Genomic DNA, 24,993 nt, shown 5'->3' with positions numbered 1-24,993 from the left:
CAATTATTTTACAAATGCATCAATTACTGGATTAATCTGTGCGCTGGTCTTGTAGTTCTCGTCATCCATAATGTATTTGAACAATACTTTATTGTCAACTTTTTCTTCCAAAACCAAATCTTTGTCGCGGGCGAATACTTCATCCCATTTTTGACGAACAACTGCCCATTTTTCATCGTTTTCTTTCCAGTAGTCTTGAGCGGCTTTACATTTACTGTCGTCCACTTTCACGTAAGTATTATGACCTTTTTCCTCAGCCATAATCACATCCGACTTTCCGTCTTCACGTATTAACTTGGTATTATCTTGGTCGTGGATCCACCCATTTGCGGTTATTTCATGACGGTTGGTTCTGCCAGTAACATTATAATCACTTCTGACGGTTTCTTCGCGTCTTGGCAACGGTGCATCCGAAGTGTTTTCCCAATAGCTTTTGCCATCCACATGTACCCAAGTGGCGCTGCCTTCATAACGTGGGCTGTCATCTACCTGAAATACGCGTTGGGTCCATTGGCCTTTGACCTGTTCTTTTGGAAGGCTTACAAACTTCCATTTGTTATCATGATCGTATTGATACAACTTGGTATTCTCAAATTCCCAATCCTGACGCCAATGCTTTACGATCATTTGATTTTGAGGCGGTCCAACAATGAGCAAATGCTGTAAAACAATTTTGTTGTTCTCATCTTCAAGAAGCTCTACCCATTCCATGGCCTTGTCGTGTTTTGTAGGAGAAGGGAGATAAGTGGAGTCTTTAGCATATTGAAAAGTTTCAGCAAATTTAAAAGTCACATCGTAACAGCCACACATGTCTTTTATGGCTTTTTGATCTTGGGCTTTTTTGTTTTGTGCGTTCACATTCATAATAAATGCAGCGGAAAAAACAGATAAAAGGATTAGTTGTTTCATTATTAGTGTTTTGGGTTGTTTTGGTTTTTTTTAATTGAAATTTTTATTAAGCTTATTTAGATTCAATTAAAATAAGCATATATATTTGCAGCAAATTTATATAGAATGGGTCTAAATAAAAACAATATTGCCATCTTTTTTCTTACTTTCTTTACTGCGCTTGGTTTTTCGCAAGAAATACCGACTCCTCAGGATACCACAAAAGTTGAACATTTAGAAGAGGTGATCATAAGTGCCACGCGCACTCATAGGCAATTGTCATCATTACCGCTTCCTGCCCATTTAGTTTCAAAAAAGGAAATACAACGCGTTAACTCCTTGCGTTTAGGTGATATTTTAAATGAACAAACCGGACTGATCACCGTTCCAGATTTTGGTGGGGGCGAAGGGATTCAGCTCCAAGGCTTGGATTCTCAATACACGCTCATCTTAATTGATGGCGTGCCGTTAATTGGTCGTTCTGCGGGTACTTTGGATGTGAGCCGAATTACCGTTGGAAATATCAAACAAATAGAAATTGTTAAAGGGGCATCGTCAAGTTTATATGGAAGTGAGGCTCTTGGCGGCGTCATAAATATCATCACAGAGCATCCAAAATATGGTTTTAATGGGAACATTTATTCGAGGATAGGGACTTTTGAAACCTATGATACCGGTGCCAACATCGGTTATAAAAAGAATAAATTGGCGGTCAATGCTTTTCTAAATAATTTTAGAAGCGATGGCTATGACTTGAATGAGAGCGATATCACAAATACTGTAGAGGCTTATAAAAGTTACACGTTAAACACAAAACTCGACTATGATTTTACAGAGAATACGTCCTTATTTGTATCCGGAAGATATTATACACAACAACAAGATTACGTCGCCTCTGAGGAGTTAAAAGGGGAAAGTGAAATTGATGAATGGAACACCCATTTAAAACTGAGCCATACCTATAGTGATAAATGGAGTAGTTACTTTGAATTTTATGCCACGCGCTATAAGGCAGATGAGTTTTTGAATAATCCAGATGCTTCCCGATTTAGTGAGAGTGATTTTAACCAGTTATTGGTCAGGCCCGAAATTAGAGGGATTTACAATCCAAGTAAAAAGAGCGCTTTTATTGGTGGATTAGGTTGGAATGTTGAAACCTTGACCCGAACCGATTTCGCCGCAAGTCCAAAATTCAATACGCCTTATGCTTATTTGCAATACGATTACAATCCTACCGATAAGCTTAATGTGATTTTAGGAGCCCGTTTTGATAGCCATAGTGAGTATGATTCACAATTCAGTCCAAAAGCGGCGCTTCGTTATAAACTTTCTGAAAAACTAGCTGTAAAAGGTTCTGTAGGTTATGGATTTAAGGCACCTGATTTTAGACAATTATATTTTGATTTTTCCAATGCCACGGTCGGGTATACCATCTTGGGCTACAACGCCGTAATCACAAAGCTTCCTGAAATGCAAGCCGAAGGGCAAATTGCCAATGTATTGGTGCCCCTTACTGATTTTGAAAATGATTTGAATCCAGAAAACTCCATTGGTATTAATATTGGTGCCGACTATAACCCTTTGTCTTCCTTGAAATTGAACCTCAATGTGTTTAGAAATAATATTGATGATTTGATTGACACCCGCGTTATTGCGAACAAAACCAATGGTCAAAATGTATTTACCTATTACAATGTTCACGAGGTTTACACTCAAGGATTAGAAATTAATGCTCACTATAAAGTAAGCAATCAATTAAAATTATCGGCAGGATATCAATTGTTATATGCGAAAGATAAAGCGGCTGAAAAGGCTTTTGATAATGGGGAGATATACGCCAGGAAAACGCCCAGTTCATCAGCATTTCAATTGGGGAAAAGCGATTATTTTGGACTCTACAACCGCTCGCGTCACATGGGTAATATAAAAGTTTTTTATGACTTACCGCAATGGGATTTAGATGCGAATATTCGTGGTACTTACCGCAGTAAATATGGGCTTTACGATACAAACGGGAACGACTATTTGGATACCTATGATGACTTTGTTGATGGTTATGCTATTTGGGATTTCGCCATTAACAAAACCATTCTTCAAAACTATCGGTTAGGCTTCGGAATCGATAACTTATTTGGATTTACTGACACACAGAACATCAGCAATATTGCTGGACGTATTATTTACGGAAAATTGAACATTCACTTTTAATAATTATATATATAAACACTATGACAACAATTAAAACAATTAAAATTTTAGCCCTAGCAGTCCTATTTATCGGATTTGCATCATGTAGCAGTGATGATGACGCCTCAACTCCCAAAAAAGAAGTAGAGTCACAATCCATTACTAATTTAAAAGCCGTACAAAGTGCAGATTATACCACAAATCCTCCAACAATAACTGGAGATTTTATCAAGTTTTCATTTGATAAGGGAGCCACTACAACCGGAGATGACTGGGATATCGCCTTTAGAGGTTCCACAATTATCGTTAATGGGGGAGAAGCCACTACAACTGATCAGCCGGTCAGAACAGCTATCGCAGCCGCATATATTGCTTCAGGAACTTTAACCAGTGTTACATCGGTAGATCCGTCATTATTGGTTTCGGACAGTGCGTCAAACGGTTTGGCAATACCGGCAGTGTCGGGACAGGGATGGTATAGCTACAATCCCACAACACATATAATTGCGCCTATCGCTGGAAAAATTATTGTGGTTAAGACACATGATGGTCGCTATGCAAAACTAGAAATTTTGAGTTATTATGAAAATGGGGAAGCCAATGAAGATATGAGTAATTCTCAGTTTTACACATTTAACTTCGTCTATCAACCAAACGAGGGAGTGACTACTTTCTAGTATTTAGAAATTTACTATCCCCATAATGAAAACGCCACTTCTTGGATATTGATCCCAGTGAAGTGGCGTTTTATTTTTATTCCAAATGATAAATCTCCATAATCTTACTGAGGTATTTATCGAAATCAATTTTCAAATCGATCAGCCTGCCAGTTTTAACATCAAATACCCAACCGTGTACCTTTAAGCCTCGATCTCTATTTGCTTTTTGAACGGCAGCCGTTTTGATCAAATTGACACATTGTTCCTGAACATTGAGCTCTACCAACCGGTCATAGCGCTTTTCTTCATCTTCTATCGCATTCAATTTATTGCGATGGATGCGATAGACGTCGCGAATATTACGAAGCCAAGGGTTTAAAATCCCCAGGTCTTCAGACTGCATTGCCGCTTTCACACCCCCACAAGCATAGTGACCGCAAACAATGACATCTTTAACTTGTAACTGATTGACTGCATAATTGACTACGGACATGACATTAAGGTCAATACTAATAACCATATTGGCAATATTACGGTGTACAAAAACCTCTCCAGGACCTAAGCCCATAAGTTCTTCTGCCGCAACACGGCTATCAGAACATCCTATAAATAATAATTCAGGGTTTTGTCCTTTGCTTAAAGTTTCAAAGAAATTAGGATCTGACCTCAGTCTTTCCTTGATCCAAGTTTTATTGTTTGCAAATACTTTATTTAAATCCATTTTGATTAGATTTTATCTTGGAGTTTCCTTTTTAGTTATGGAATTCACGCTTTAAAAGTAGTAAATAATTAGCTTTTGTAGAATCAAAAATTGAATAATGTAGAGATTGTCCTGTGTGTATAAAAGGTGATCGGTATAAAATGAAATTACAAACGTATTGTATCACAATAGGATAGCGTTTTAAATTTATGGATTTGAATGTTTGTACATTGCAGAAATAAATATCTCAAAAGCGTGAAAGTTTCATTCTTTTGAAGCACATGGCTTATAAAGATGTAAACTTAAAAATACTAAAGCGCCTTGATGGCCTCAGTAGGTATCCAGCCTGTTTTGCCATCTGCAAGTTTAATTTTTTTCCAATTTTGGACGGTATCCAAAATTTGAACTTTAGTCCCTTCATGAAGTTTAAAAGATTCAGAGCTTCTGAGGTTAGGTTCGCTTTTTACTTGACTTTCTTTGGCGAAAACTATGGCGGGATGATCCTTTTCTATAAGATTATAGTTATTGAACGCCAAGGCCACGGCACAACAAGCCAAGATTAAAAAAGTCATTGCGGTAATGAAGGCCAATCGTTTTTTTGTAGCGCCATAATTAAAATAGTAAACCAGGTAGAACACTACAAAAAGTATCATCAATAGAACAGACAATTTAGCCCAGTTGTCAAAAGTGAGCCAATTGGTGATGTTTTTTGAGAACTTAGCAAATCCAATTTCTGGAGTTTGATCAATGGCGTCAATGGTCATATTACGTGCAAATGCAATATTGTTTTGTATTTCTTTATCATTTGGCGACAGTATTAATGCCTTTTCGTAATAATAAATGCTTGGTGCAATATGGTTGAGTTTATAATGGGCATTGGCTAAATTAAAGTACAATGCCGCAGAATGGTCTCCAGATTTAAGAATGCTTTCGTATTTTGAAATGGCATCTTCAAAATCGCCTTTATTATAAAAGTCATTTCCTTGCTCAAAAAGTGTTTCATTTTGACCAAACGCTATGGTGCCGATTAATATGGTCAGTATGTAAATAAAATGCTTCATCTTATCTAATCTGTTTATCAATGACTGAAATTGTTTTGGCCGCCTTGTCATAATCATGTTGCATGGTTACTTCGGAAAATGGCGTATATCGTGCTAACTCACAACTGTCCAAAATGGTCAGGAAGTCGCTCATCACTGATGGCTCCACTTGTCGTTTTAAAAGTAATTCTTCAATACGGTCCTTGCTCAAATCGCTGGTCTCAATATGTAATTTAGCTTTCAAATAATTATGAAGGGCTTTTTCAAGTGCTATATAAAATGCTTCTTTTTGACCTAAAGATTTTTTGGCTTCTCCCAAATATTTTTTCGCAAGTTTGTCGGCCTTTCGAATTTTATTCCCCTTAACATCCGCTCGACGCTCAGCTTTTTTCTTACGGAATACCATCGCCATTGGGATGGCCATAAGCGGCAATAACAAAGAACTCCAGTACCACGTAGAGTTTAAGAAAGGCTCAGATATAATAGGTTCAAGATTAGCCTCACTTTTAACGAAAGCAAATTGATCGTTGTTCATGACAACGCGTTGTTTTCCTTCGCCAGTTGTGGCTAAATTGGCATCCGTACTGGTGCTGTTAGTTGGGCCATCAAGGACGTTGATTATGAGTTGTCCTGAGGAAATCGTTTTATATTTTTCAGTCTTTAAATCGAAATAGGAGAACTCTACATCTTGAATAGGATATTTACCTTTGAACTGTGGAACAATCGTATAACTATCCGCAATTCCACCTTGCATCCCATCTAGACTTGTTCTGATATTTTCTGTATGCTCGGGTTCATAAACCTCCAAAGAACTTGGTAAGGTCAGTTTAGGTAATTGGAACAGTTTTAAGTTGCCATTTCCAGTGACTTCTAAACGGGCCTGCAAGGATTCCGTGGCATTTAAATCGGTTTTAGAAGCGGTCAATTTGAAATCAAAATCACCGACAGCACCAGTAAAACTTTCTGGTTTACCTTGTTCAGGTAATGCTTTGACCTGTAATGTCTTACTTCCCGCAGATACTGTTTTATGGACTTGCGACATCATACGTCCCCCAAAAAAATCCCGCTTATTTGTTGGAACTTCCACGGTGATGTCTAAACTTAGAGGTTCAATCTCAAGTTTTCCTGATTTTTGAGGATATAATACCGTTTTTCTTATCACCAAGTAGCGGTAATCTCGTCCTTGAAATTGTCCGTTTTGTATTTTATTTCCTTTAAGATCTACATTTTGACTCCAAAAATCACTGTATTTAGGACTGTCAATTTCTCTAAAATTACTCACGCCAATATCTGGAGAAACATATAATTTATAAACTACAGTTATGGCCTCGTTGAGGTATGGATTTCCTTTTGATATTTCAGCAATGAGATGAAGGTTGTCGTCAGCGACATTTTCAACATCGTCCGGATCATTTGGCCTACTTACTGCTGAGGTAATTTGAACGGTTACTGGTGATGTTTTGTAAACCTCGCCTTCAATTTCTATCGTGGCTTGGGCAATAGTGATGTTGCCAGTCTTTTTTGGGGCTAGAAAGTAACTGTATGTTTTTGAAAACGAACGCACACCATTCACCCAAGAATGGCTTACAGACTGATTTGGTCCACCAACTACCGTGAAATCATTGAAATTAGGTGGATTAAAATTATCACCGTCCGTATTCATTTCAAAGTCTACACGCAAACGTTCATTGATTCCAAGTTTGGTCTTGCTTACTTTGGCCTCAAACTTCACTTGGGCCGCAACAAAACTTGTACTTGCTACAAATAAAAATAATGATATGTATGCTTTTAATTTCATCTTTACTACCAACTGTTTACTGCCAACTGCTAATTTCTTTTTCTACCAGTCTTTATCAGTTTTAACTTTAACTCCTTTTTGTTTGTCAGCGTTTACTTTTTCCTGAACTTTCTGTTCTTGATTGTTCATGGCTTCCAATAAGTTATTTATTTGTTGAGGGGATAATTTTCCAGGCTGCGGTTTTTGTTCTTGATTTTCATCCTTTCCTTTTTCATCTTTCGGCTTGCCATCGTCTTTTTTGTCATCACCATCTTTCTTATCCTGATCTTTTTCGTCCTTATTATCTTTTTTATCCTGATCCTCTTGGTTTTTATCTTTATCCTTATCGTCTTCTTGATCTTTATTTTCGTCCTTATCTTGATTTTCGTCAGGCTGATCGTCTTTTTGCTGCTCTGCACATTCTTTTGCTAAACCAAGATTGTATCGGGTCTCATCATCAGAGGGATTATTCCGAAGTGCACTTTTGTAGGCTTCAACGGCTTCTTTACATTGTTTGTTTTTCATTAAAATATTTCCAATATTATGGAACGCCTTGTGCTTGTCTGCTTTATCCGTTGCGTTTTTTGCTGCTTGTTGCTGTCTGTATAAAGCTTCTTCGAAATTGCCTTTTTTGTAATAAGAATTGCCCAGATTATAGGTGCCAGCAACTGAAGTTGGTTGCTCGGAGATAGCCTTGCGATATTCTTTTTCAGCCGAAATAAAATTGTCGCTCTCCATAAGTGCATTGGCGTCATAAACCAAATCATTGGCCTTCTTTAAAGTCAGCAACTGTTCCTTCTCACTCTCCTTATCCTGAGAAAAAGAAAGCAATCCCGTTAATGTTAAAAATATGACTAGTAATGTTCTCATTGCAAATAATTTATAAATCTAAATAATCAAACAACATGCCCCTTATAATGTTATCTTAAAATATGAGGCAAAACGGCATCTTTAACGTTCTTTTAACCGTAATATCTCTAAAACACTCCGGTTTTTTGTGAGCAACGACGTTCTGAGCCTTTAAAAGTGTTAATTTAAAATTATGCGAATTAAAAATTTTCATTGAATAAATTCAAACGTTTTAACCATGAGGTACGTCTTTCCAACAACAGGACATCAATCAATAAAAAGAAAATAGCCGCGCCTAAGAACCATTGAAATTGCGATTCAAAATCGGCAAATTGTTTGGCTTCAAATTCAGTTTTGTCCATTTTGTTTAAAACATCTCGCATGTGCTCCACTACTTTTGTGGTATTTTTTCCATTGATATAAGAGCCATGGGCGACATCAGCAATAGTTTTTAAGGTATTTTCATCTAACCGTGTCACTACGGTTTCACCATTTTTGTCTTTCTTGTAATTTACGATAACGCCATTGCGTTTCTCAGGAATGGGACCACCTTTTACATCGCCAACACCAATTGTAAAGATTCGGATACCTTCTTCGTAAGCTTCTTTTGCGACATCTGTAGCGAGTTCCCCATGATCTTCACCATCAGATATGATGATAAGAATTCTATTGGTGTCTTGGTCGTCATCATAATAGTCTCTAGCCAAATTAATCGCCTCATGAATGGCGGTACCCTGTGAGGAGAGCATATCAGTATTCATGCTTTGAAGAAACATTTTTGCTGAAGCATAATCTGTTGTTATTGGAAGTTGTGGAAATGCCTTTCCGGCATAGGCGATGATTCCAACCCGATCACTCGCTAAATTGTTGAGGATTTGAGTCACCAATTGTTTTGACTTCTCCAAGCGATTGGGAGCAATATCCTCTGCCAGCATACTTTTTGAGACATCAACGGCAAACACAATATCTACACCTTCGCGTTTTACAGTTTCGAGCTTTGTTCCTAACTTAGGATTGACCAATGCCATAACCAAACATGCAAAAGCGAGGGAAAGTACGATAACTTTTAAGATGGATTTAAAAAGCGACGTATTTGGACTCAATTTCTTCAACAAGGGTTTGCTCGCAAATTTGCGCTGCATACGATGTTTCCACCATTGCAACAGCAAAAATATAAGTATGATCAATGGGATGACCATTAATCCCCAAAACCATATTTTTTCTTCTAATTGATACATGTTTAGTATTCAGTGTTTGGTATTCACGTCCCAGTTAATAATTGCGAATACACAAATATGTTTTATTTCCTCTTGTTATAAGTGTACTAACTTAATTCTAATTAAAACTTCTAAAGAGCGTAGAGCGCAATAAAAATTCCAAAAGCAATAATCCAAAAGCCAACCATATTAAAGGACGGTACTTTTCTTCGTATTGAGAATATTTAAACTCTTCTACTTCTGTTTTTTCCAACTTATTGATTTCATCATAAATAGCTTCCAACTTCTTGTTGTTATCGGCTCTAAAATATTTTCCTCCAGTTACTTTGGCAATGTTTTTCATTAATTCCTCATCAATTTCGACGGGTTGGCGCTCATATCTGAAATTGCCATTTGGTAAAAAACCGACAGGAGATAAGGCCATGCCATTAGTTCCAATGCCAATAGTGTATACTTTAATATCATAGGCAACAGCAAGCTCACTGGCCGTTTTTGGGTCGATAAAACCAGAATTATTAACACCATCGGTCAATAAAATAACCACTTTGCTTTTTGCTTTACTGTCTTTAATTCGGTTAACCGCCGTTGCCAAACCTGAGCCAATGGCTGTTCCGCCTTCAATAACGGTATTGTATTTAATGTCGTTGAGCGCCCGCAATACAATGGCTTTGTCACTGGTAATTGGCGTTTTGGTATAGGCTTCTCCTGCATATTCCACAATACCAATACGGTCATTGGGTCTGCTTTTTATAAATTCTGAAGCTACTTTTTTCAAAGCTTCCAGCCTGTTTGGCAACAAATCCTTGGCCAACATACTTGCAGAAACATCAATGGAGATGACAATATCAATCCCTCTTGTGGTTTTTGTTTTGGTAGATACATCTACAGTTCTTGGTCGCGCTAAAGCGGTAATTACCAAAGCAATTGCCAAAAGTCTTAAAACAAATAAGAGATGTCTTGTTTTTGGCAACCACGATTGGGTGATTTTAAACCCTTTTATGGTAGACATCTTCAGTTCTGCTGTTTGTTTTTTGTGTTTGAACACATACCATATAATGAGCAACGGTAGCAGTAGAAACAGCCAAAAGAACTCTTTATTTAAAAATTCAATTCCTTGCAACATCATTCTACTTTTTTAAGTTCCACAGAATTTAAAACACGTTCCATAATGTCTTCTGCATATTGATCTTCTGCATCCCAAACCAAAACAATGGTCTGTAAAATATTCTTTGTCGTAAATGCCAGAAAAACGTATTTACCTTTACGGTATTGATCGGTTAAAACGACAGGGAACGAAGCCGTTCCATATACTTTCAGGCCTTCGGCCGCATTTGGTGTGACAAATTTCTCTCTTTTGGTAATGATGTCCTTTACATTATTTTTCTCCAACATAGCGAGACCGCCTTGAATGGCAAGATTCAAATCAATTTCTGTAGAATCAGGGATATTCAATTTTGACGTACTCACCATTATGTTCAAGGAACTCAAAAGTGTGCCATAACCGAACGCCGTTGTTTTGGCATTGGCTATTGTATCAATAGATTTGGATTCAACACGCTCTAAAACGGCTGGTGTGGTAATGTAAATTGGAGGGATTCCATAATCACTGGTGACCCAGTTACCTTCCAACAGTTCCTTACTGTCATTACCAATAATGGTATCTTTTACGTAGTCAAAACCATATTTTATTGAGAAACCTATAAACGTTGCGATTAACAAAAATACAGTAGCCACTACTGTAATAAGTATTTTACGACGTTTCTTTTTACGTGCCGCTTCTTCTTTATATTGCTGATTGAGTAACTTCTCTTCCTCTGTAGGTTCAGGTAGGGCCTGTTTAACGTTATCAATCTCAAGATCAATAGTGTTTCTGTCAATCTTGGCCAATTCAACATCAGGTGCAGACTTGGCAAATTTCACTAAATCGGCGCGCTTTAAAATGGTTTCAATATTTCGGATATCATCTTTGCTCAGCTCAATTTGATTGCCATCCTTGAGTAAATTTAAACGGTAAATCAACTCATCCGTAGTACTTTCCAAAGCTCGATCGTAAACTTTTTCATCTAAATACCGTCTTATGATAAAAGTCAACTCAGAATAATACCCTTTAAGTTGGGCCTGCTGTAAATAATCAGATTCATCCAATTTTTTTAAGGCCATTTTGGCGCGCTCATAAGGTGGAAGCAGTGCAATTTTCTCTTCTTCAGTCAATGGCTTTTTACGCCAAATAAACCAATACATTAAAAAGGCAACCAACGCAAGAATAACAATGATGATTAATGCGTTTTTCCACCAATTGCTACTACTTTTTTCGACTTCTATAAAAGGCTTAATATCATAAAGCCCTTGTTTTGTGGAATCGACAAGAATATTATTGACTTCAACCTTTAAAGAATCGGTAAAATACTCTTTGGTACCTATAATGATTTTCTGTCTGGGAATAGTATAGCTGCCAGAGTCAAACTGGGTCAAGCCGTATTTTTTGATGAGGTTGTATTTTGTGTTGTTGATAGTGGTATCCGTTTTATAGGATTCTATCATTTCCAAAGGCGTAAAAGATTGGCCTTCCGGAAAAACAACCAAATCCGTCGAGTCGGACTCTACTTCAATTTTATAGGTAATCTGCTCTCCAATTTTGATTTTTGTAGAATCGATAGATGATTTTACTTGGGAAAATGAAAAGAGAGAGAAAAGAAAAAAGGAAATGCAAAGAACGCTTGAAGCTTGAAGCTTGAAGCGTGAAGTTCTAATAGTAATATGTCGAAAATCGTGATTCATAAATCGTAATTCGTTACCCTCGGCGTTTAAAATAGCCTAATAATTTTGTGACGTAGCTCTCGTCCACGCGACAATCAATAACACCGGCACCTGATTTGGTGAATGTTTCCTTGAAATAGTGAACACGTTCGTTATAATACTTACCGTAATCTGTTCTGATTTTTTTGGAAGAGGTATTGACCAACATGTATTCGCCTGTTTCCTGATCCTGCATCTGAACAACTCCCAAATTAGGGATGTTTTCTTCACGTTTATCATATACTCTAATGCCAGTAACATCGTGTTTGTTTGCGGCGATTTTGAGCGTTTGCTTATAATCGTCCGCCATAAAATCAGAAAGCATAAAAACGATTGCCTTCTTTTTCATTACTCCAGAGAGAAATTTTAAAGCTTGCGTGATGTCCGTTTTCCTACTTTTTGGCTTAAACTCAATCAGCTCGCGTATAATCCGCAGCACATGAAATCGGCCTTTTTTAGGTGGAATGTATAATTCGATGGCATCGGTAAATAGAATCAAACCAATCTTATCGTTGTTTTGAGTGGCTGAAAACGCTAAGGTAGCTGCTATTTCAGTAATCACATCATTTTTGAACTGTTCCTCAGTACCAAACCATTCAGAACCTGAAATATCAACCATTAGCATCATGGTCAATTCGCGTTCCTCCTCAAAAATCTTGATATGAGGTTCATTGTAACGTGCCGTAACGTTCCAATCAATATTACGCACATCATCACCATATTGATATTGGCGCACTTCACTAAAAGTCATACCACGTCCTTTAAAGGTAGAATGGTATTCCCCTCCAAAGATATGATTAGACAAGCGGCGCGTCTTAATCTCTATTTTGCGTACTTTTTTTAAAAGCTCTTTTGTATCCATTTTTTTTTGAGTCTGCAGTTGGCAGTCTTCAGTTTTTAGTCGTTGTGATTCAGAATTAAGTTGCACTATACTGCCAACTCCATCTGAACACTGCGGACTAATTTATGGTACTTCAATTTGATTAACAATTTTGTTGATGATATCAACAGAAGTAACATTTTCAGCTTCGGCTTCGTAAGTAATTCCAATTCTATGGCGCAATACATCATGTACAACGGCACGAACATCTTCAGGAATGACATAGCCACGTCGTTTGATAAAGGCATAGCATTTAGCGGCAATCGCTAAGTTGATACTACCACGTGGTGATGCACCAAATGAAATCAATGGTTTTAAATCGGCAAGCTTATATTTCTCAGGATATCGGGTTGCAAAAATGATATCAAGAATGTATTTTTCAATTTTCTCGTCCATATAGACTTCACGGACGGTTTCTTGTGCTCTTAAAATTTGATCTGTAGAAACAACAGCATTTACCTTTTCATAAGACCCTTTAAGGTTAGAACGGATAATAAGTTGCTCTTCGTCAATTTTAGGGTAATCAATAACCGTTTTCAGCATAAAACGGTCAATTTGAGCTTCAGGGAGAGGGTAAGTACCTTCTTGTTCAATAGGGTTTTGGGTAGCCATAACCAAAAACGGTCTGTCAAGTTTAAAGGTTTCATCACCAATGGTCACTTGTTTTTCCTGCATGGCCTCTAATAAAGCCGATTGTACTTTAGCAGGAGCTCTATTAATCTCGTCAGCAAGCACGAAATTTGCAAAAATTGGACCTTTTTTGATAGTGAAATCGTTCACTTTCATATTATAGATCAATGTACCCACAACATCGGCAGGTAGTAAGTCTGGCGTAAATTGAATCCTGCTAAAACTGGCTTCAATAGCTTGGGACAAAGTGTTAATTGCCAATGTTTTTGCTAAACCTGGCACACCTTCCAACAAGATATGGCCCTGTCCCAACAATCCAATCAGTAAACGTTCAACCATATATTTTTGGCCAACAATTACTTTATTCATTTCAAAAGTAAGTAAGTCAACAAAAGCACTTTCTCTTTCAATTTTCTCGTTAATGCTCTTGATATCAACTGTATCTTCCATCATAATAGAATTTATTTTAGACTCAAATAGGGTCTGAATTTTTGAGTAGTGCAAATTGTTAAAATTTTTATTGGAATGCTGTTAATAATTGGTTAAAAATTGAATCGTATCAGTGTAACCCTGACACTTTTAATATTATTTTAAGGAATGAAAATGTTTTTTGATGATTCTGCTTTCTAATCTTTTTTAATCCGTTTAGACCAGCCTTTTTTTTAATCCCTAGGTTATCATTTCAGGAGAATAACGACTTAAGTGGTCACTTTTAAGTATTTTTATCGAACAATTTCTGAGAAGGCAGTAGACCTTTAGATTTAAGAGAGCAAATCTCTTGTAAGATCAAAGAAATGGATCTTGATAGAAATCAATTTTAATAACATCATAAAAAGAAATTCTCGTTTCACGGGAACATATGACATGAGAAAGACAGCATTAATAACAGGTGCCACAAGTGGCATTGGACGTGCCACAGCACACGAATTTGCAAAACGAGGACTGAATTTAATATTATGTGGCCGGCGTCAAGAGCGTTTGGACACTATTAAAAAAGCCTTGGAAAAAATAACCGATGTGCACACTTTAAACTTTGACATTCGTGATAAGGATGCCACTTTTGAGGCTATTGCATCGCTCCCTGAGAAGTTTAAGAAGATTGATATTTTAATCAATAATGCAGGGAATGCGCACGGATTGGATCCTATCCAAACTGGAGATACAGACGATTGGGATGCCATGATGGACATCAATGTAAAAGGTTTGCTTTATATCAGCAAAGCCATCATCCCGCAGATGACGGAGCGGCAATCGGGACATATCATTAATATTGGATCTTCCGCAGGAAAAGAGGTTTACCCCAAAGGAAATGTATATTGTGCCAGTAAGCATGCCGTCCTTGCCATTACGGAAGGTATGCGAATAGACTTAAATCCATACGGAATTAAGGTGGGTGCCATCAATCCTGGATTGGTAGAGACTGAATTCTCCCAGGTGCGTTTTAAAGGTGATGCCGTTGCGGATAGTGTTTATAAGGGCTATAAAGCATTGCAATCTGAGGACATTGCAGAAATCATCTATTTTGCTATTTCCAGACCTGCACATGTGAATATTGCCGATTTGTTGGTGCTTCCTACAGCCCAAGCGTCGTCAACAATTATCAAAAAATCGAACTGATTATTTTGAATTAATTAGTGAATTTCAACTATTAAATTAAAAGATTCCTGCCTTCGCAGGAATGTGCCATGATCAACAAAAGACTTCTCATAAAAAATCTTTTAGCTCACAATGATGAGAACAGCTTTTATGACAAGAAGCGGCAGGTTGATATTGGCGAGAAAGAAGGAAAAGCAAAATTTTTAAAGCACATCTGTGCCTTGTCCAACAGCAACCCAAAGAACAATTCGTATATCGTTATTGGCGTGGAAGATGAAGACAATAGCATTAAGGGCGTTGACTTTTTTGATGACAGTAAGATTCAAAATTTGATCAATGCCTATTTGACCAATCCGCCTATTGTCCAATATGAAAATATTCCATTTCCACATTTACCAGATGATAAAGTAGTGGGTTTGGTGACCATCAGACCCATTGATGGTTTGACCTCATTAAGAAAAAATATTTGGAAATATTATGGTGGCTCCGTGTTTTTTAGAGATGGAAGCATCAGTATGCCCAAGGTTTACGATATTGAGATAAAGGATGTCAACTCTAAAATTGTGGAGGCCATTGAAAATCACTCTCAAAACAATATCCAACATACACTGGATGGGGTTTTTGATTTTTTGGGCAAACGAAAGGATTACAATCCAAAATACAAGGTTTTTAAGGAGTATTTTGTGTTATGTTGGGCGGGACAGAAAAAAATTATTCAGGATAAAACGTTTTACAGTCGGGTGGATATTGAGCTTATCAACGAGCAGGTACGTCTGTTTTTTTCAACTTTGGATGAAGTGACCATTACTTATAATGAAGATTCGTTTAAAATTATAGAATATGTAAGCCTAGGGCTTCAAAACACCTACTCTTATTATCCTTTGGAAGAAACGCATATTACCTTTGGTAATAATGCCACCTATCATATTGAAACCAAATTGCTTTTTGAGGCGCCTCAATATGACAAAAAGGTGTTGCATCACATTTATAATTCCAATAATGCCATTTTGGAGAAGCTTAAAAAGGGATTGAAGCTCAATACCAATGAAGAAGAAGATTTAAAAAATTTGCCGGCAACTTATCTCATTTGCTATTTGAACTTGTTTCACGATGCCGTTGACAAACTGATTGAAGCCAAATTGTATTTAAAAGATTACAGTGAAACGGTTTATAAGAATTATAAAGAGACCTTGCGCATTTTACGAAAAGTGAAATACAGTTAGCTTCTCATTTTTTTCTTAGCGTGCCGTTCGTCGAACTTTTTAAACTTTTATTACCATTCATATAGATTTATTGACCAATTATAGTTTTTTGTGAGTTGTTTCAAAAAATAGCAGCATTTTTACAGTGCTATTAATCAATTACATATAATCCTGTCTCTCCCGATAAAAATTCGGCATTGAGGCAGGATTTTTTTTTGATGTGTTTTGTCGAGGTTTTTTTAATAGAGACGACTTTCAAGGATTGGTAGGAATTACTTTTGAAAAGTGCCGTTGGAATTTACTGTTTTTAGTTGCTACTTTTTTGAGACACGAATTTCACAAATAGATGTCGACAAGTGCTTTTGGATTTTGTCAGAGAGTTGGATTTATGGCTTATGAGGGTTGACTGAATGAGATGTATATTTCAATCAACCATGCAGATTTTTATTTCTAAGTTAATTTGGAATTTGGTGCTAATGAATTAGTCTAGAATTTCAATGAGTCTTGCAGTTGTTATCGCTAAGTTCCATTTTAATTTATTTCGCATTTTGTACGAACTCCTCACATTTTTCCACCATGTTCTTGCTGCCACAGATAAAAGGAACACGTTCGTGGAGTTCTGTAGGTACGATATCCAGAATACGTTGAAAACCATCACTGGCCTTTCCATTGGCCTGTTCCGCTAAAAAAGCCATCGGATTACATTCATAGAGCAAACGTAATTTTCCTTTTTCGTTTAAAGAGCTCTTTGGATAGATATAAATACCGCCCTTGATCATGTTTCTATGAAAATCAGAGACTAAAGAACCTATATACCGAGATGTATAAGGTCTATCTCCTTCCTCCATCTGACAGTATTTGATATAGTTTTTTATGCCTTGCGGAAAGTGGATATAGTTGCCTTCATTGACCGAATAAATACGGCCATCTTCCGGGAATTTCATATCCGGATGCGAGAGATAGAAGGTACCAATGGCTGGGTTAAGTGTGAATCCGTTAACCCCATCCCCAGTGGTGTAAACCAACATGGTTGAGGTGCCATATACCACATAGCCAGCTGCTACCTGTTGATTTCCTGGTTGAAGAAAATCTTCAAGGGTTACGGGAGTTCCAATTGGGGTGACACGTCTGTAAATCGAAAAAATGGTACCGACGGATACATTCACATCAATATTTGAGGAGCCATCCAAAGGGTCAATTAGAACTACATATTTATTCTGATAATTTTCATCTTGGCTATTGATGGCAATAAAATCGTCTTCTTCTTCACTGGCAATCCCACACACAATATTTCGGTTGGTCATGGTTTGGATGAACTTTTCATTGGCATATACATCCAATTTTTGTTGGTCTTCCCCTTGAACGTTTTTGTCCCCTACAGAACCAATAATATCAACCAATCCCGCTTTGTTGACTTCATAATTGACTACTTTTGCAGCAAGTCTGATGGAGTTGATAAGGCTGGAAAGTTCACCTGAAGAATATTTAAAAGAAGCTTGGTTTTCAATAATAAATTCACCTAAAGTTTGATGCTTGCGAAACATATTGTGTTTTGGTTTTGTTTTTGCAAATATCGCTTTTTTTAGTCAACTACATCGTTTTCGTGCAATATTAATAACTTTAATTTTTAGAGTTTAGGTTATATTTGAATCCAATTTTTAAATGATGAATTTCAAAATAAGAAAGGCAGTTCGAGATGATATGCCGCAAGTACTTGATTTGATTACAGAATTAGCAATTTTTGAAAAGGAACCGGATGCAGTAGAGGTGACAATTTCAGATTTACAAAATGACGGATTTGGAAATCATCCTGCGTTTGATTGTTTTGTTGCCGAAGTTGAAGATAAAGTGGAAGGCATTGCCCTGGTGTACAGCCGTTATTCTACTTGGAAAGGCAGGATTTTGCATTTGGAGGATTTGATTGTCAGCCAAAAAATGCGTGGCAGTGGCTTGGGAACAGCGCTTTTAGATGCAGTTGTTTTGTATGGCCATCAATTGGGAGTAAAACGTATTTGTTGGGAAGTCATAGATTGGAATGAACCAGCCATTGCATTTTATGAAAAGAAAGGTGCAGATGTTAAGCGCGATTGGGATGTGGTGCACTTGAATGAAGAAGGGATTAAGAATTATATAGCAACATTAAATAATGCACGTATTTAAATTTGGAGGCGCATCAGTTAAAGATGCCGTAGGGGTTAAAAATTTGGAACGTGTCCTTAGAAAAGTCGGTTTTGAAAATACCCTAATTGTGATTTCTGCCATGGGAAAAACCACGAATGCCCTAGAAACCGTGGTTGGGAATTATTTCAATACCAAAAGTGAATTACAGAGTTCCCTACAAGATGTCAAAAAATACCATAATGCCATTTTATTAGACCTTTTTGATACTGATAATGAAGATGCCCATCCTGTGTTTAAAAAGGTGGCGGCTTTATTTGATGAGTTACGAAGCTTTTTTGATCGGAATAAATCACCAGACTATAATTTTGTATATGATCAGACCATTGGATATGGCGAGCTGGTTTCAACACTAATCGTGAGTGAATATCTAAATTTAGTTGGGATTGGAAACAAATGGTTAGACGTGCGCGAGTGCATCAAGACTGACAATTACTACCGCCGCGCCAATGTGAATTGGGAAGCCTCTCAGCGTGCCATCAACTCTAAAATGACGAGTGGTGTTTTGAATATTACACAAGGTTTTTTAGGTAGCGATGACAATAATTTTACAACCACTTTGGGTAGAGAGGGGAGCGATTATACCGCCGCTATTTTTGCATACAGTCTTAATGCGGAAAATGTGACCATTTGGAAAGACGTTCCAGGCGTATTGAATGCCGACCCCCGTTATTTTGAAAATGCCCAATTGCTCAACAAAATCTCGTATCGAGAAGCCATAGAATTGGCGTTCTATGGGGCTTCCGTAATTCATCCTAAAACTTTGCAGCCATTGCAGCAAAAGGAAATACCTTTATTTGTGAAATCATTTCAAGATCCGGAGCAGGCGGGAACAAGAGTTGGGAAAGGCCATGGCATAGACCCTATGATTCCTTGTTTTATCGTTAAAAAACAACAGGTATTGATTTCCTTGTCTTCCTTGGATTTTTCATACATTGTTGAAGAGAATATCAGTGAAATTTTCAAGCTGTTGCATCTGTATAAAATGAAGGTGGATGTCATTCAAAATTCAGCCATCAGTTTCTCAGTATGTGTGGATAATATTTATAATAATTTGCCAAATTTATTGCAGCATCTCAAGGCGAAATTCAAGGTTACTTGCCATGAAAACGTGTCCTTATACACCATACGGCACTATAATTCAGATGCGATAGCGCAATTGGAAATTGATAAAACCATATTGTTAAAGCAGTTGACTCAAGAAACAGTTCAAATGGTTACCCAATAGCATTTAAGAGCTATAATTGTTCGTTAAATTGTCGTTTTGAGCGTGTTCTCAAAACAGATTTATTAAAAAAAATGATTAGGTTTGTAGCCATGACCAAACAGCAGGAAAAAGGATTAGTAAATGCAAAAGAAGTAGCAAAAGCCATAAATATTAATAAGTATGGTGTTTTTGGTACGTTCGGCGGTTGGGTGCTTATGAAAGTCCTTAAGATCTCTGCGATTAATAAGGTTTATGACCGCAATAAACATTTGAAGAATGTAGCGTTTTTGGATGCTATTTTGGACGATTTGCAGATACGATTTGAAATTCCAGAAGAAGATTTAAAACGGTTGCCCAAAGACGGCGCCTATATTACCGTTTCCAACCATCCGCTTGGTGGTATTGACGGCATTCTTTTGCTCAAATTAATGTTGGAGCAACGCGAAGACTTTAAAATCATTGCCAATTTTCTTTTACATCGTATTGAACCGATGAAACCTTTTATCATGCCCGTTAATCCTTTTGAAGATCGAAAGGATGTCAAATCCAGTATTGCTGGGTTTAAGAGTGCCATTTCGCACTTACGCGACGGACATCCGCTAGGGATTTTTCCGGCAGGTGAAGTTTCGACCTATAGAGATGGTAAGTTGGTTGTTGACCGCCCTTGGGAAGAATCCGCCATGAAGTTGGTTCAAAAAGCAGAAGTTCCTGTGGTGCCTATTTATTTCCATGCCAAAAACAGTCAGCTTTTTTATAAGCTCTCCAAACTGAGTGATACGTTCAGAACCGCCAAATTACCTTCTGAGATATTTACCCAAAAGCGACGCCTTATTAAAGTAAGGATTGGAAGACCAATATGTGTTGCAGATCAAAAAGAACATACTAGACTTACTGAGTTCTCTGAGTTTTTAAGAAAGAAAACCTATATGTTGGCCAATTCCTTTGATCCAAAAGGAAATATTCTCAGCAATTTATCCTCCTCCTTAAAAGTGACCAAGCCGGTCAAAAATATAGTGACTCCTGTAAGCATGGAGAGCATGAAGAAGGAAGTGGACTTTTTACGTGACCATGACGGCCGACTTTTGGAAAGTAAGAATTACGAGGTGTTTTTTGCTGAAGCCAAAAGCATTCCCAATATTCTTAGGGAAATAGGGCGCTTGCGCGAAATCACCTTCAGAGAGGTGGGTGAGGGCACCAATGAAGCTATTGATTTAGATCATTTTGACAACTATTACCACCATATGTTTTTATGGGACAATGCAACCCATAAAATGGCAGGAGCTTACCGTATGGGATTGGGCTCTAAAATATTTGCCGCTTATGGGATTGACGGATTTTATCTTCAGGATCTCTTCCGTTTTGAACCTGAACTCTATAAAATGATGAGCGAGTCCATTGAAATGGGGCGCGCTTTCATCATCAAAGAATACCAATTAAAACCCATGCCTTTATTTCTCTTATGGAAAGGGATTGTTCACACCACGTTGCGCTATCCGGAGCATAAGTATTTGATTGGTGGTGTAACCATTAGTGATAAATTTACCAATTTCTCAAAATCGTTAATGATTGAGTTTATGAAATCCAATTACTACGACCCTTATATTGCGCAATATGTGCGTCCTAAAAAGGAATTTAAAGTAAAATTAAAGGATGCCGATAAGGACTTTCTTTTTGATGAAACAGAAGCCGATTTGGTAAAATTCGATAGGATTATTGACGAACTCGAACCGGGAACACTACGCCTTCCTATACTCATCAAAAAATACATCAAGCAAAACGCCAAGGTGATTGCCTTTAACGTTGACCCCTTGTTCAATAATGCCGTGGACGGCTTAATGTACATCAGAATAGCCGACTTACCAGAAAGCACCGTAAAACCAGTTATGGAAGAATTTCAGGCCGAAATGGAACGGAAGTTTGCGGAGAATGGGGATGGTCCGGAAGTTTAAATATTTACTCTCAGTATTTCTAAAGTTGATCTTCCTTAAAAGTTAAACTTTGCTCTTAAATGACTCATTGCGTTACGGTTTTGCCATCGTTTTCAGGAATGACAAGATTTTTAGAGTCATTATTTCAAGTGGTAAATACCGAAATCTATCTCCTAAAATCGAAATGATTTGATTTTTTATTTCTAAATTTAGAATGGAAGTAATTGATTTGATAATAATCCAGAACTAAATGATTATGCATTGTTTGGTGTTTCTGAAACCATTGATTGGACATTGGCTAAATCATTTGAAAAAGAAAATACAGTTGCTGTTGAGGTTCCATTATTGTTGAAACAGGATTTCAATTTGGTCACTGATCAATCCAACAATTTACTTGATGCCACACATCGATTGGTATTCATTAAAAAAAATGATAGTGAGATAGTTTCTTTTATCATTAGTATTTCATCATTTAATCAGGAGTCAAAAGTTGTAAATGACCTTGATAATTTTAATTATTTCGATATCTCCAATGACTTTTCTGGTAGAATAGTTGTTATTGACAACGCTGCTAACATCACAAATAATAATGTTATACTTATAATAATGTTATACTTAGCGAAAAAGACAAAACAAGAGACATAGAGGTATATTCCAAAGCACCCTCTATAGGTTGTTATGAAGTAGTTGAGCTTTTTAACATAGGGCCGCCGCGACGAACAGGCATAACTTTTTGCCTAGATGGTGGGCCTGGTATTCGTGACGAAGGTTCACCAAATTATCCTTATCATGGAGGAGGTAGGGGATCTTCTAATACTACATACGATGTCCGTAACAATTTAACTAACTCATGTGCGAAAGCTATTTTTAATCAGCTCGAAATTGAAATGATAAAGAAAGATTTGTTGCAGGAAATAATGAAACCAACTTCAAAGGTGAATTTAACCTTTGCGGAGTCTATATTGAAGCTGTTTAATGACTCCAACACATTTAATTTATCGATTAATAATGATAATTTAAAAAAAAATGTTAATGGTCGTACTATAGGAGCATCAATTACCATTGGTAATGATTACTTAAAAAAAGCTACAGACTTATCAATAGCTAGGACGATGGTTCATGAAATGGTTCATGCATATTTGGGTGTAAAATATGCCAACTACATTACCTTAAATGACTGGGATTTTAAAAATGAAATGGATAAATACGCTACAGATAACGGATATAATCCCGAAGGTACAGCTATAGAAAAAACAGATTTCACCATGAATTTATGGGGCAGTATGTAGATGCTATGGCTATTTCCCTTGTAAGTTGGGATGTGAAATATGGTGGTGGTGGTGTTAAAACGAAGGATTTAAGTGGGAATGATGTATTAAATTGGGGATATTATAGAAGTATAGCATTTGGAGGGCTTTATTATCAAGATACAACAGGGAATAATGCTGAAACAGATTCTTTTAAAGCTTTAGTACCTAATAAATCAGATAGGGACAAAATCAAAAATATATTAAAAAATGAACAAGATGGGAACGCTAATGCCAAAGGTAAGAAATGTTAATACAATCATATTTATTATGGCTGGAACTCTTTTTTACAGTTTAAACGCCCAAACTATCTTTAGTGGTACATATTGTATTGATTATGATATGAATGATTTCTCAAATTGTTTAACATTTGAGTCAGAAAAAAATTTCAGATATGAATACAATGGTGACACTGGAATGTTTGAATATGGTCAAGGTGAATATCAATTTATTGAAAATCATCTTATTTTAAATTATAATAAAACTGAACCAATAAAAACGGGTTATCATTTTTCAGAAATTTGGATTAATTCTAAAGATTCTATTAATCTGCAATTCCATACTTTTAATTTTGATAGTGTTCCGCTTCCTGCTGTAAGTGTCGTTTATAAAGATAGCTTGTCAAAATACGGTTTCACTGGGGTGGCATCAAATGAAAAAGGTTTTGCTATAATAAATTTAAAAAGAGATAGAACTGACTTGCAGGTTAAAATTTCAAACGTTGGTTTTAGATCTTATGAGTTTTCACTGGATAAAAATTACAACTATAATATTTCTGTTTTTATGCAAAAAGTTGGCGAAGGTGAGCCAATTAGAAATCAGATAGATACCATACGAATTGAAAAAATAAGAAATAAATATTTTACGGCTAAGAATAAAAATGGAAGTGTCACCACATGGCGGAAGGTTGAGGATTAAAGGCTAACTATAATATGTATTAGCCAATACAATTACCTCGATAAGTTTACCGATTTTTCAAAATCGCTGATGATAGAGTTCATGAAGTCTAATTACTATGATACCTATATCACGCAATCTTAAAAAGGAATTCAAGGTCAAGTTAAAAGATGCCGACAAAGATTTTTTGTTTGATGAAACCGAAGCTGATTTGGTGAAATTTGATAAGATTATTGACGAGCTCGAACTGGGCACTCTGCGTCTGCCTGTACTTATCAAAAAACACATCAAGCAAAACGCCAAGTTGATTGCCTTTAACGTTGACCCCTTGTTCAATAATGCCGTAGATGGCTTAATGTATATCAGAATAGCCGACTTACCAGAAAGCACCGTCAAACCTGTGATGGAAGAATTTCAGACGGAAATGGAGCGAAAGTTTGCGGAGAATGGGGATGCTCCTGAAGTTTAGAAATGCATTCTCATTATTTCAAAAATGTTCGTTTTAAAAAGTTAACGAAAAGTTAAATTTTGCTTATAATGACTCATTGCGTTACGGTTTTTCCGTAGTCTCTAAGATCGATAGGCTATCCAAAGCCATTAAATATAGTGGTAAAACAACTATATTTATCTTCTATAATCTATTTATATCGGTTTTTAATTTCTAAATTTATAATGTTAGTAATTGGTTGAAATTCTGAGTTTTACTATAATTTATAGTGATTATTAATTCATAGGGAATAAAATCAATTTACTTTATAATCTAACCACTAATTTGCAAAGTATGAAAAGTACATTAACAATTATTTTTAGAATTGGGGTTTTAATCTTGGGCATTTCCATTTTTTTACAAGTTGTGAAACCGATAGTATTGCGCCAGTTGAAATAATCCAGACAGAACATGTACAATCAGCAAAATCTTGGTTTGAAAATAATCCAGGACTAAATGATTATGCATTGTTTGGTGTTTCTGAAACCATTGATTGGACATTGGCTAAATCATTTGAAAAAGAAAATACAGTTGCTGTTGAGGTTCCATTATTGTTGAAACAGGATTT

The 24,993-nt window shown here is 36.6% G+C and carries 22 protein-coding genes and 1 pseudogene; 12 read left to right on the top strand and 11 right to left on the bottom strand.

The window, feature by feature from the left end; all coding sequences use genetic code 11:
* Positions 1–3 precede the first annotated feature (3 nt).
* On the bottom strand, positions 4–909 hold the full coding sequence (locus G525_RS0118975; RefSeq protein ID WP_027127548.1) for a DUF6607 family protein: 906 nt from the start codon (positions 907–909) through the stop codon (positions 4–6).
* A 105-nt stretch (positions 910–1,014) separates the two neighbouring features.
* Between G525_RS0118975 and G525_RS0118970 the strand changes: the two genes are divergently transcribed.
* Both G525_RS0118970 and G525_RS0118965 read left to right on the top strand, forming a co-directional pair.
* The gene (locus tag G525_RS0118970) at positions 1,015–3,096 is read left to right on the top strand and encodes a TonB-dependent receptor plug domain-containing protein (RefSeq protein WP_027127547.1); all 2,082 of its coding nucleotides are present in this window, start codon (positions 1,015–1,017) and stop codon (positions 3,094–3,096) included.
* Between the two features lie 20 nt (positions 3,097–3,116).
* Positions 3,117–3,752: an HmuY family protein gene (locus tag G525_RS0118965; protein WP_027127546.1), complete on the top strand. Its 636-nt coding sequence runs from the start codon at positions 3,117–3,119 to the stop codon at positions 3,750–3,752.
* Between the two features lie 76 nt (positions 3,753–3,828).
* Here the strand turns inward: G525_RS0118965 and G525_RS0118960 are convergent, their stop codons facing one another.
* The 9 genes from G525_RS0118960 to G525_RS0118915 all read right to left on the bottom strand — a co-directional run bounded on the left by G525_RS0118960 (position 3,829) and on the right by G525_RS0118915 (position 14,076).
* Entirely contained in the window at positions 3,829–4,455 is a 627-nt protein-coding gene (locus G525_RS0118960; RefSeq protein ID WP_027127545.1) for a carbonic anhydrase, read from the bottom strand.
* A 290-nt stretch (positions 4,456–4,745) separates the two neighbouring features.
* Positions 4,746–5,495 carry a tetratricopeptide repeat protein gene (locus tag G525_RS0118955; RefSeq protein WP_027127544.1) on the bottom strand — a complete coding sequence of 250 codons (750 nt, stop codon included), beginning with the start codon at positions 5,493–5,495 and terminating at the stop codon, positions 4,746–4,748.
* A gap of 1 nt (position 5,496) precedes the next feature.
* A complete protein-coding gene (locus G525_RS0118950; RefSeq protein WP_027127543.1) occupies positions 5,497–7,272 on the bottom strand; it encodes a BatD family protein in 1,776 nt (591 codons plus the stop codon).
* 42 nt (positions 7,273–7,314) lie between these two features.
* The gene (locus tag G525_RS0118945; protein ID WP_027127542.1) at positions 7,315–8,121 is read right to left on the bottom strand and encodes a tetratricopeptide repeat protein; all 807 of its coding nucleotides are present in this window, start codon (positions 8,119–8,121) and stop codon (positions 7,315–7,317) included.
* Between the two features lie 179 nt (positions 8,122–8,300).
* On the bottom strand, positions 8,301–9,338 hold the full coding sequence (locus tag G525_RS0118935) for a VWA domain-containing protein (RefSeq protein WP_027127541.1): 1,038 nt from the start codon (positions 9,336–9,338) through the stop codon (positions 8,301–8,303).
* Between the two features lie 97 nt (positions 9,339–9,435).
* Positions 9,436–10,440: a vWA domain-containing protein gene (locus G525_RS0118930; RefSeq protein WP_027127540.1), complete on the bottom strand. Its 1,005-nt coding sequence runs from the start codon at positions 10,438–10,440 to the stop codon at positions 9,436–9,438.
* Positions 10,440–12,095, bottom strand: coding sequence for a BatD family protein (locus tag G525_RS0118925; RefSeq protein WP_027127539.1), 1,656 nt, complete (start codon positions 12,093–12,095; stop codon positions 10,440–10,442). The genes G525_RS0118930 and G525_RS0118925 overlap by 1 nt, the downstream gene beginning before the upstream one ends.
* A 13-nt stretch (positions 12,096–12,108) precedes the next feature.
* Positions 12,109–12,975 carry a DUF58 domain-containing protein gene (locus G525_RS0118920; RefSeq protein ID WP_027127538.1) on the bottom strand — a complete coding sequence of 289 codons (867 nt, stop codon included), beginning with the start codon at positions 12,973–12,975 and terminating at the stop codon, positions 12,109–12,111.
* 102 nt (positions 12,976–13,077) lie between these two features.
* Positions 13,078–14,076 (bottom strand): AAA family ATPase, encoded by a 999-nt coding sequence (locus G525_RS0118915; RefSeq protein WP_425402527.1) that lies wholly within the window; start codon positions 14,074–14,076, stop codon positions 13,078–13,080.
* Positions 14,077–14,487: 411 nt separating this feature from the next.
* Between G525_RS0118915 and G525_RS0118910 the strand changes: the two genes are divergently transcribed.
* Both G525_RS0118910 and G525_RS0118905 read left to right on the top strand, forming a co-directional pair.
* A complete protein-coding gene (locus tag G525_RS0118910; protein ID WP_027127536.1) occupies positions 14,488–15,240 on the top strand; it encodes an SDR family NAD(P)-dependent oxidoreductase in 753 nt (250 codons plus the stop codon).
* A 68-nt stretch (positions 15,241–15,308) separates the two neighbouring features.
* On the top strand, positions 15,309–16,442 hold the full coding sequence (locus G525_RS0118905) for an ATP-binding protein (protein ID WP_027127535.1): 1,134 nt from the start codon (positions 15,309–15,311) through the stop codon (positions 16,440–16,442).
* Between the two features lie 515 nt (positions 16,443–16,957).
* On the opposite strand, the gene fbp is transcribed toward G525_RS0118905, so the two are convergent.
* Complete coding sequence (gene fbp, locus G525_RS0118900; protein ID WP_027127534.1) at positions 16,958–17,965, bottom strand: class 1 fructose-bisphosphatase; 1,008 nt, start codon at positions 17,963–17,965, stop codon at positions 16,958–16,960.
* A 121-nt stretch (positions 17,966–18,086) separates the two neighbouring features.
* Here fbp and G525_RS0118895 point away from each other — a divergent pair, with 121 nt between their 5' ends.
* From G525_RS0118895 to G525_RS0118860, 8 genes and pseudogenes are all read left to right on the top strand, one after another.
* Positions 18,087–18,581 carry a GNAT family N-acetyltransferase gene (locus tag G525_RS0118895; protein ID WP_027127533.1) on the top strand — a complete coding sequence of 165 codons (495 nt, stop codon included), beginning with the start codon at positions 18,087–18,089 and terminating at the stop codon, positions 18,579–18,581.
* Entirely contained in the window at positions 18,568–19,827 is a 1,260-nt protein-coding gene (locus tag G525_RS0118890) for an aspartate kinase (protein ID WP_027127532.1), read from the top strand. The genes G525_RS0118895 and G525_RS0118890 overlap by 14 nt, the downstream gene beginning before the upstream one ends.
* Before the next feature lie 89 nt (positions 19,828–19,916).
* Positions 19,917–21,755, top strand: a complete 1,839-nt coding sequence (locus tag G525_RS0118885) for a GNAT family N-acyltransferase (protein ID WP_027127531.1) — start codon at positions 19,917–19,919, stop codon at positions 21,753–21,755.
* Positions 21,756–21,995: 240 nt separating this feature from the next.
* A complete protein-coding gene (locus G525_RS0118880) occupies positions 21,996–22,379 on the top strand; it encodes a hypothetical protein (protein WP_027127530.1) in 384 nt (127 codons plus the stop codon).
* Between the two features lie 242 nt (positions 22,380–22,621).
* The gene (locus G525_RS0118875; RefSeq protein WP_027127529.1) at positions 22,622–23,023 is read left to right on the top strand and encodes a hypothetical protein; all 402 of its coding nucleotides are present in this window, start codon (positions 22,622–22,624) and stop codon (positions 23,021–23,023) included.
* Positions 23,008–23,295 carry a hypothetical protein gene (locus G525_RS0118870; RefSeq protein ID WP_027127528.1) on the top strand — a complete coding sequence of 96 codons (288 nt, stop codon included), beginning with the start codon at positions 23,008–23,010 and terminating at the stop codon, positions 23,293–23,295. The genes G525_RS0118875 and G525_RS0118870 overlap by 16 nt, the downstream gene beginning before the upstream one ends.
* Entirely contained in the window at positions 23,261–23,959 is a 699-nt protein-coding gene (locus G525_RS0118865) for a hypothetical protein (protein WP_169514465.1), read from the top strand. The genes G525_RS0118870 and G525_RS0118865 overlap by 35 nt, the downstream gene beginning before the upstream one ends.
* Positions 23,960–23,998: 39 nt before the next feature.
* A pseudogene (locus G525_RS0118860) lies at positions 23,999–24,407 on the top strand (glycerol acyltransferase); the annotation flags it as partial.
* Between the last annotated feature and the right edge of the window lie 586 nt (positions 24,408–24,993).

The organism is Gelidibacter mesophilus DSM 14095 (assembly GCF_000423005.1).
In the GTDB taxonomy this organism is placed as follows: Bacteria; Bacteroidota; Bacteroidia; order Flavobacteriales; family Flavobacteriaceae; genus Gelidibacter; species Gelidibacter mesophilus.
The sequence above is the reverse complement of the archived record's forward strand: the minus strand, read 5'-3'. Positions and strand labels throughout refer to the sequence as shown.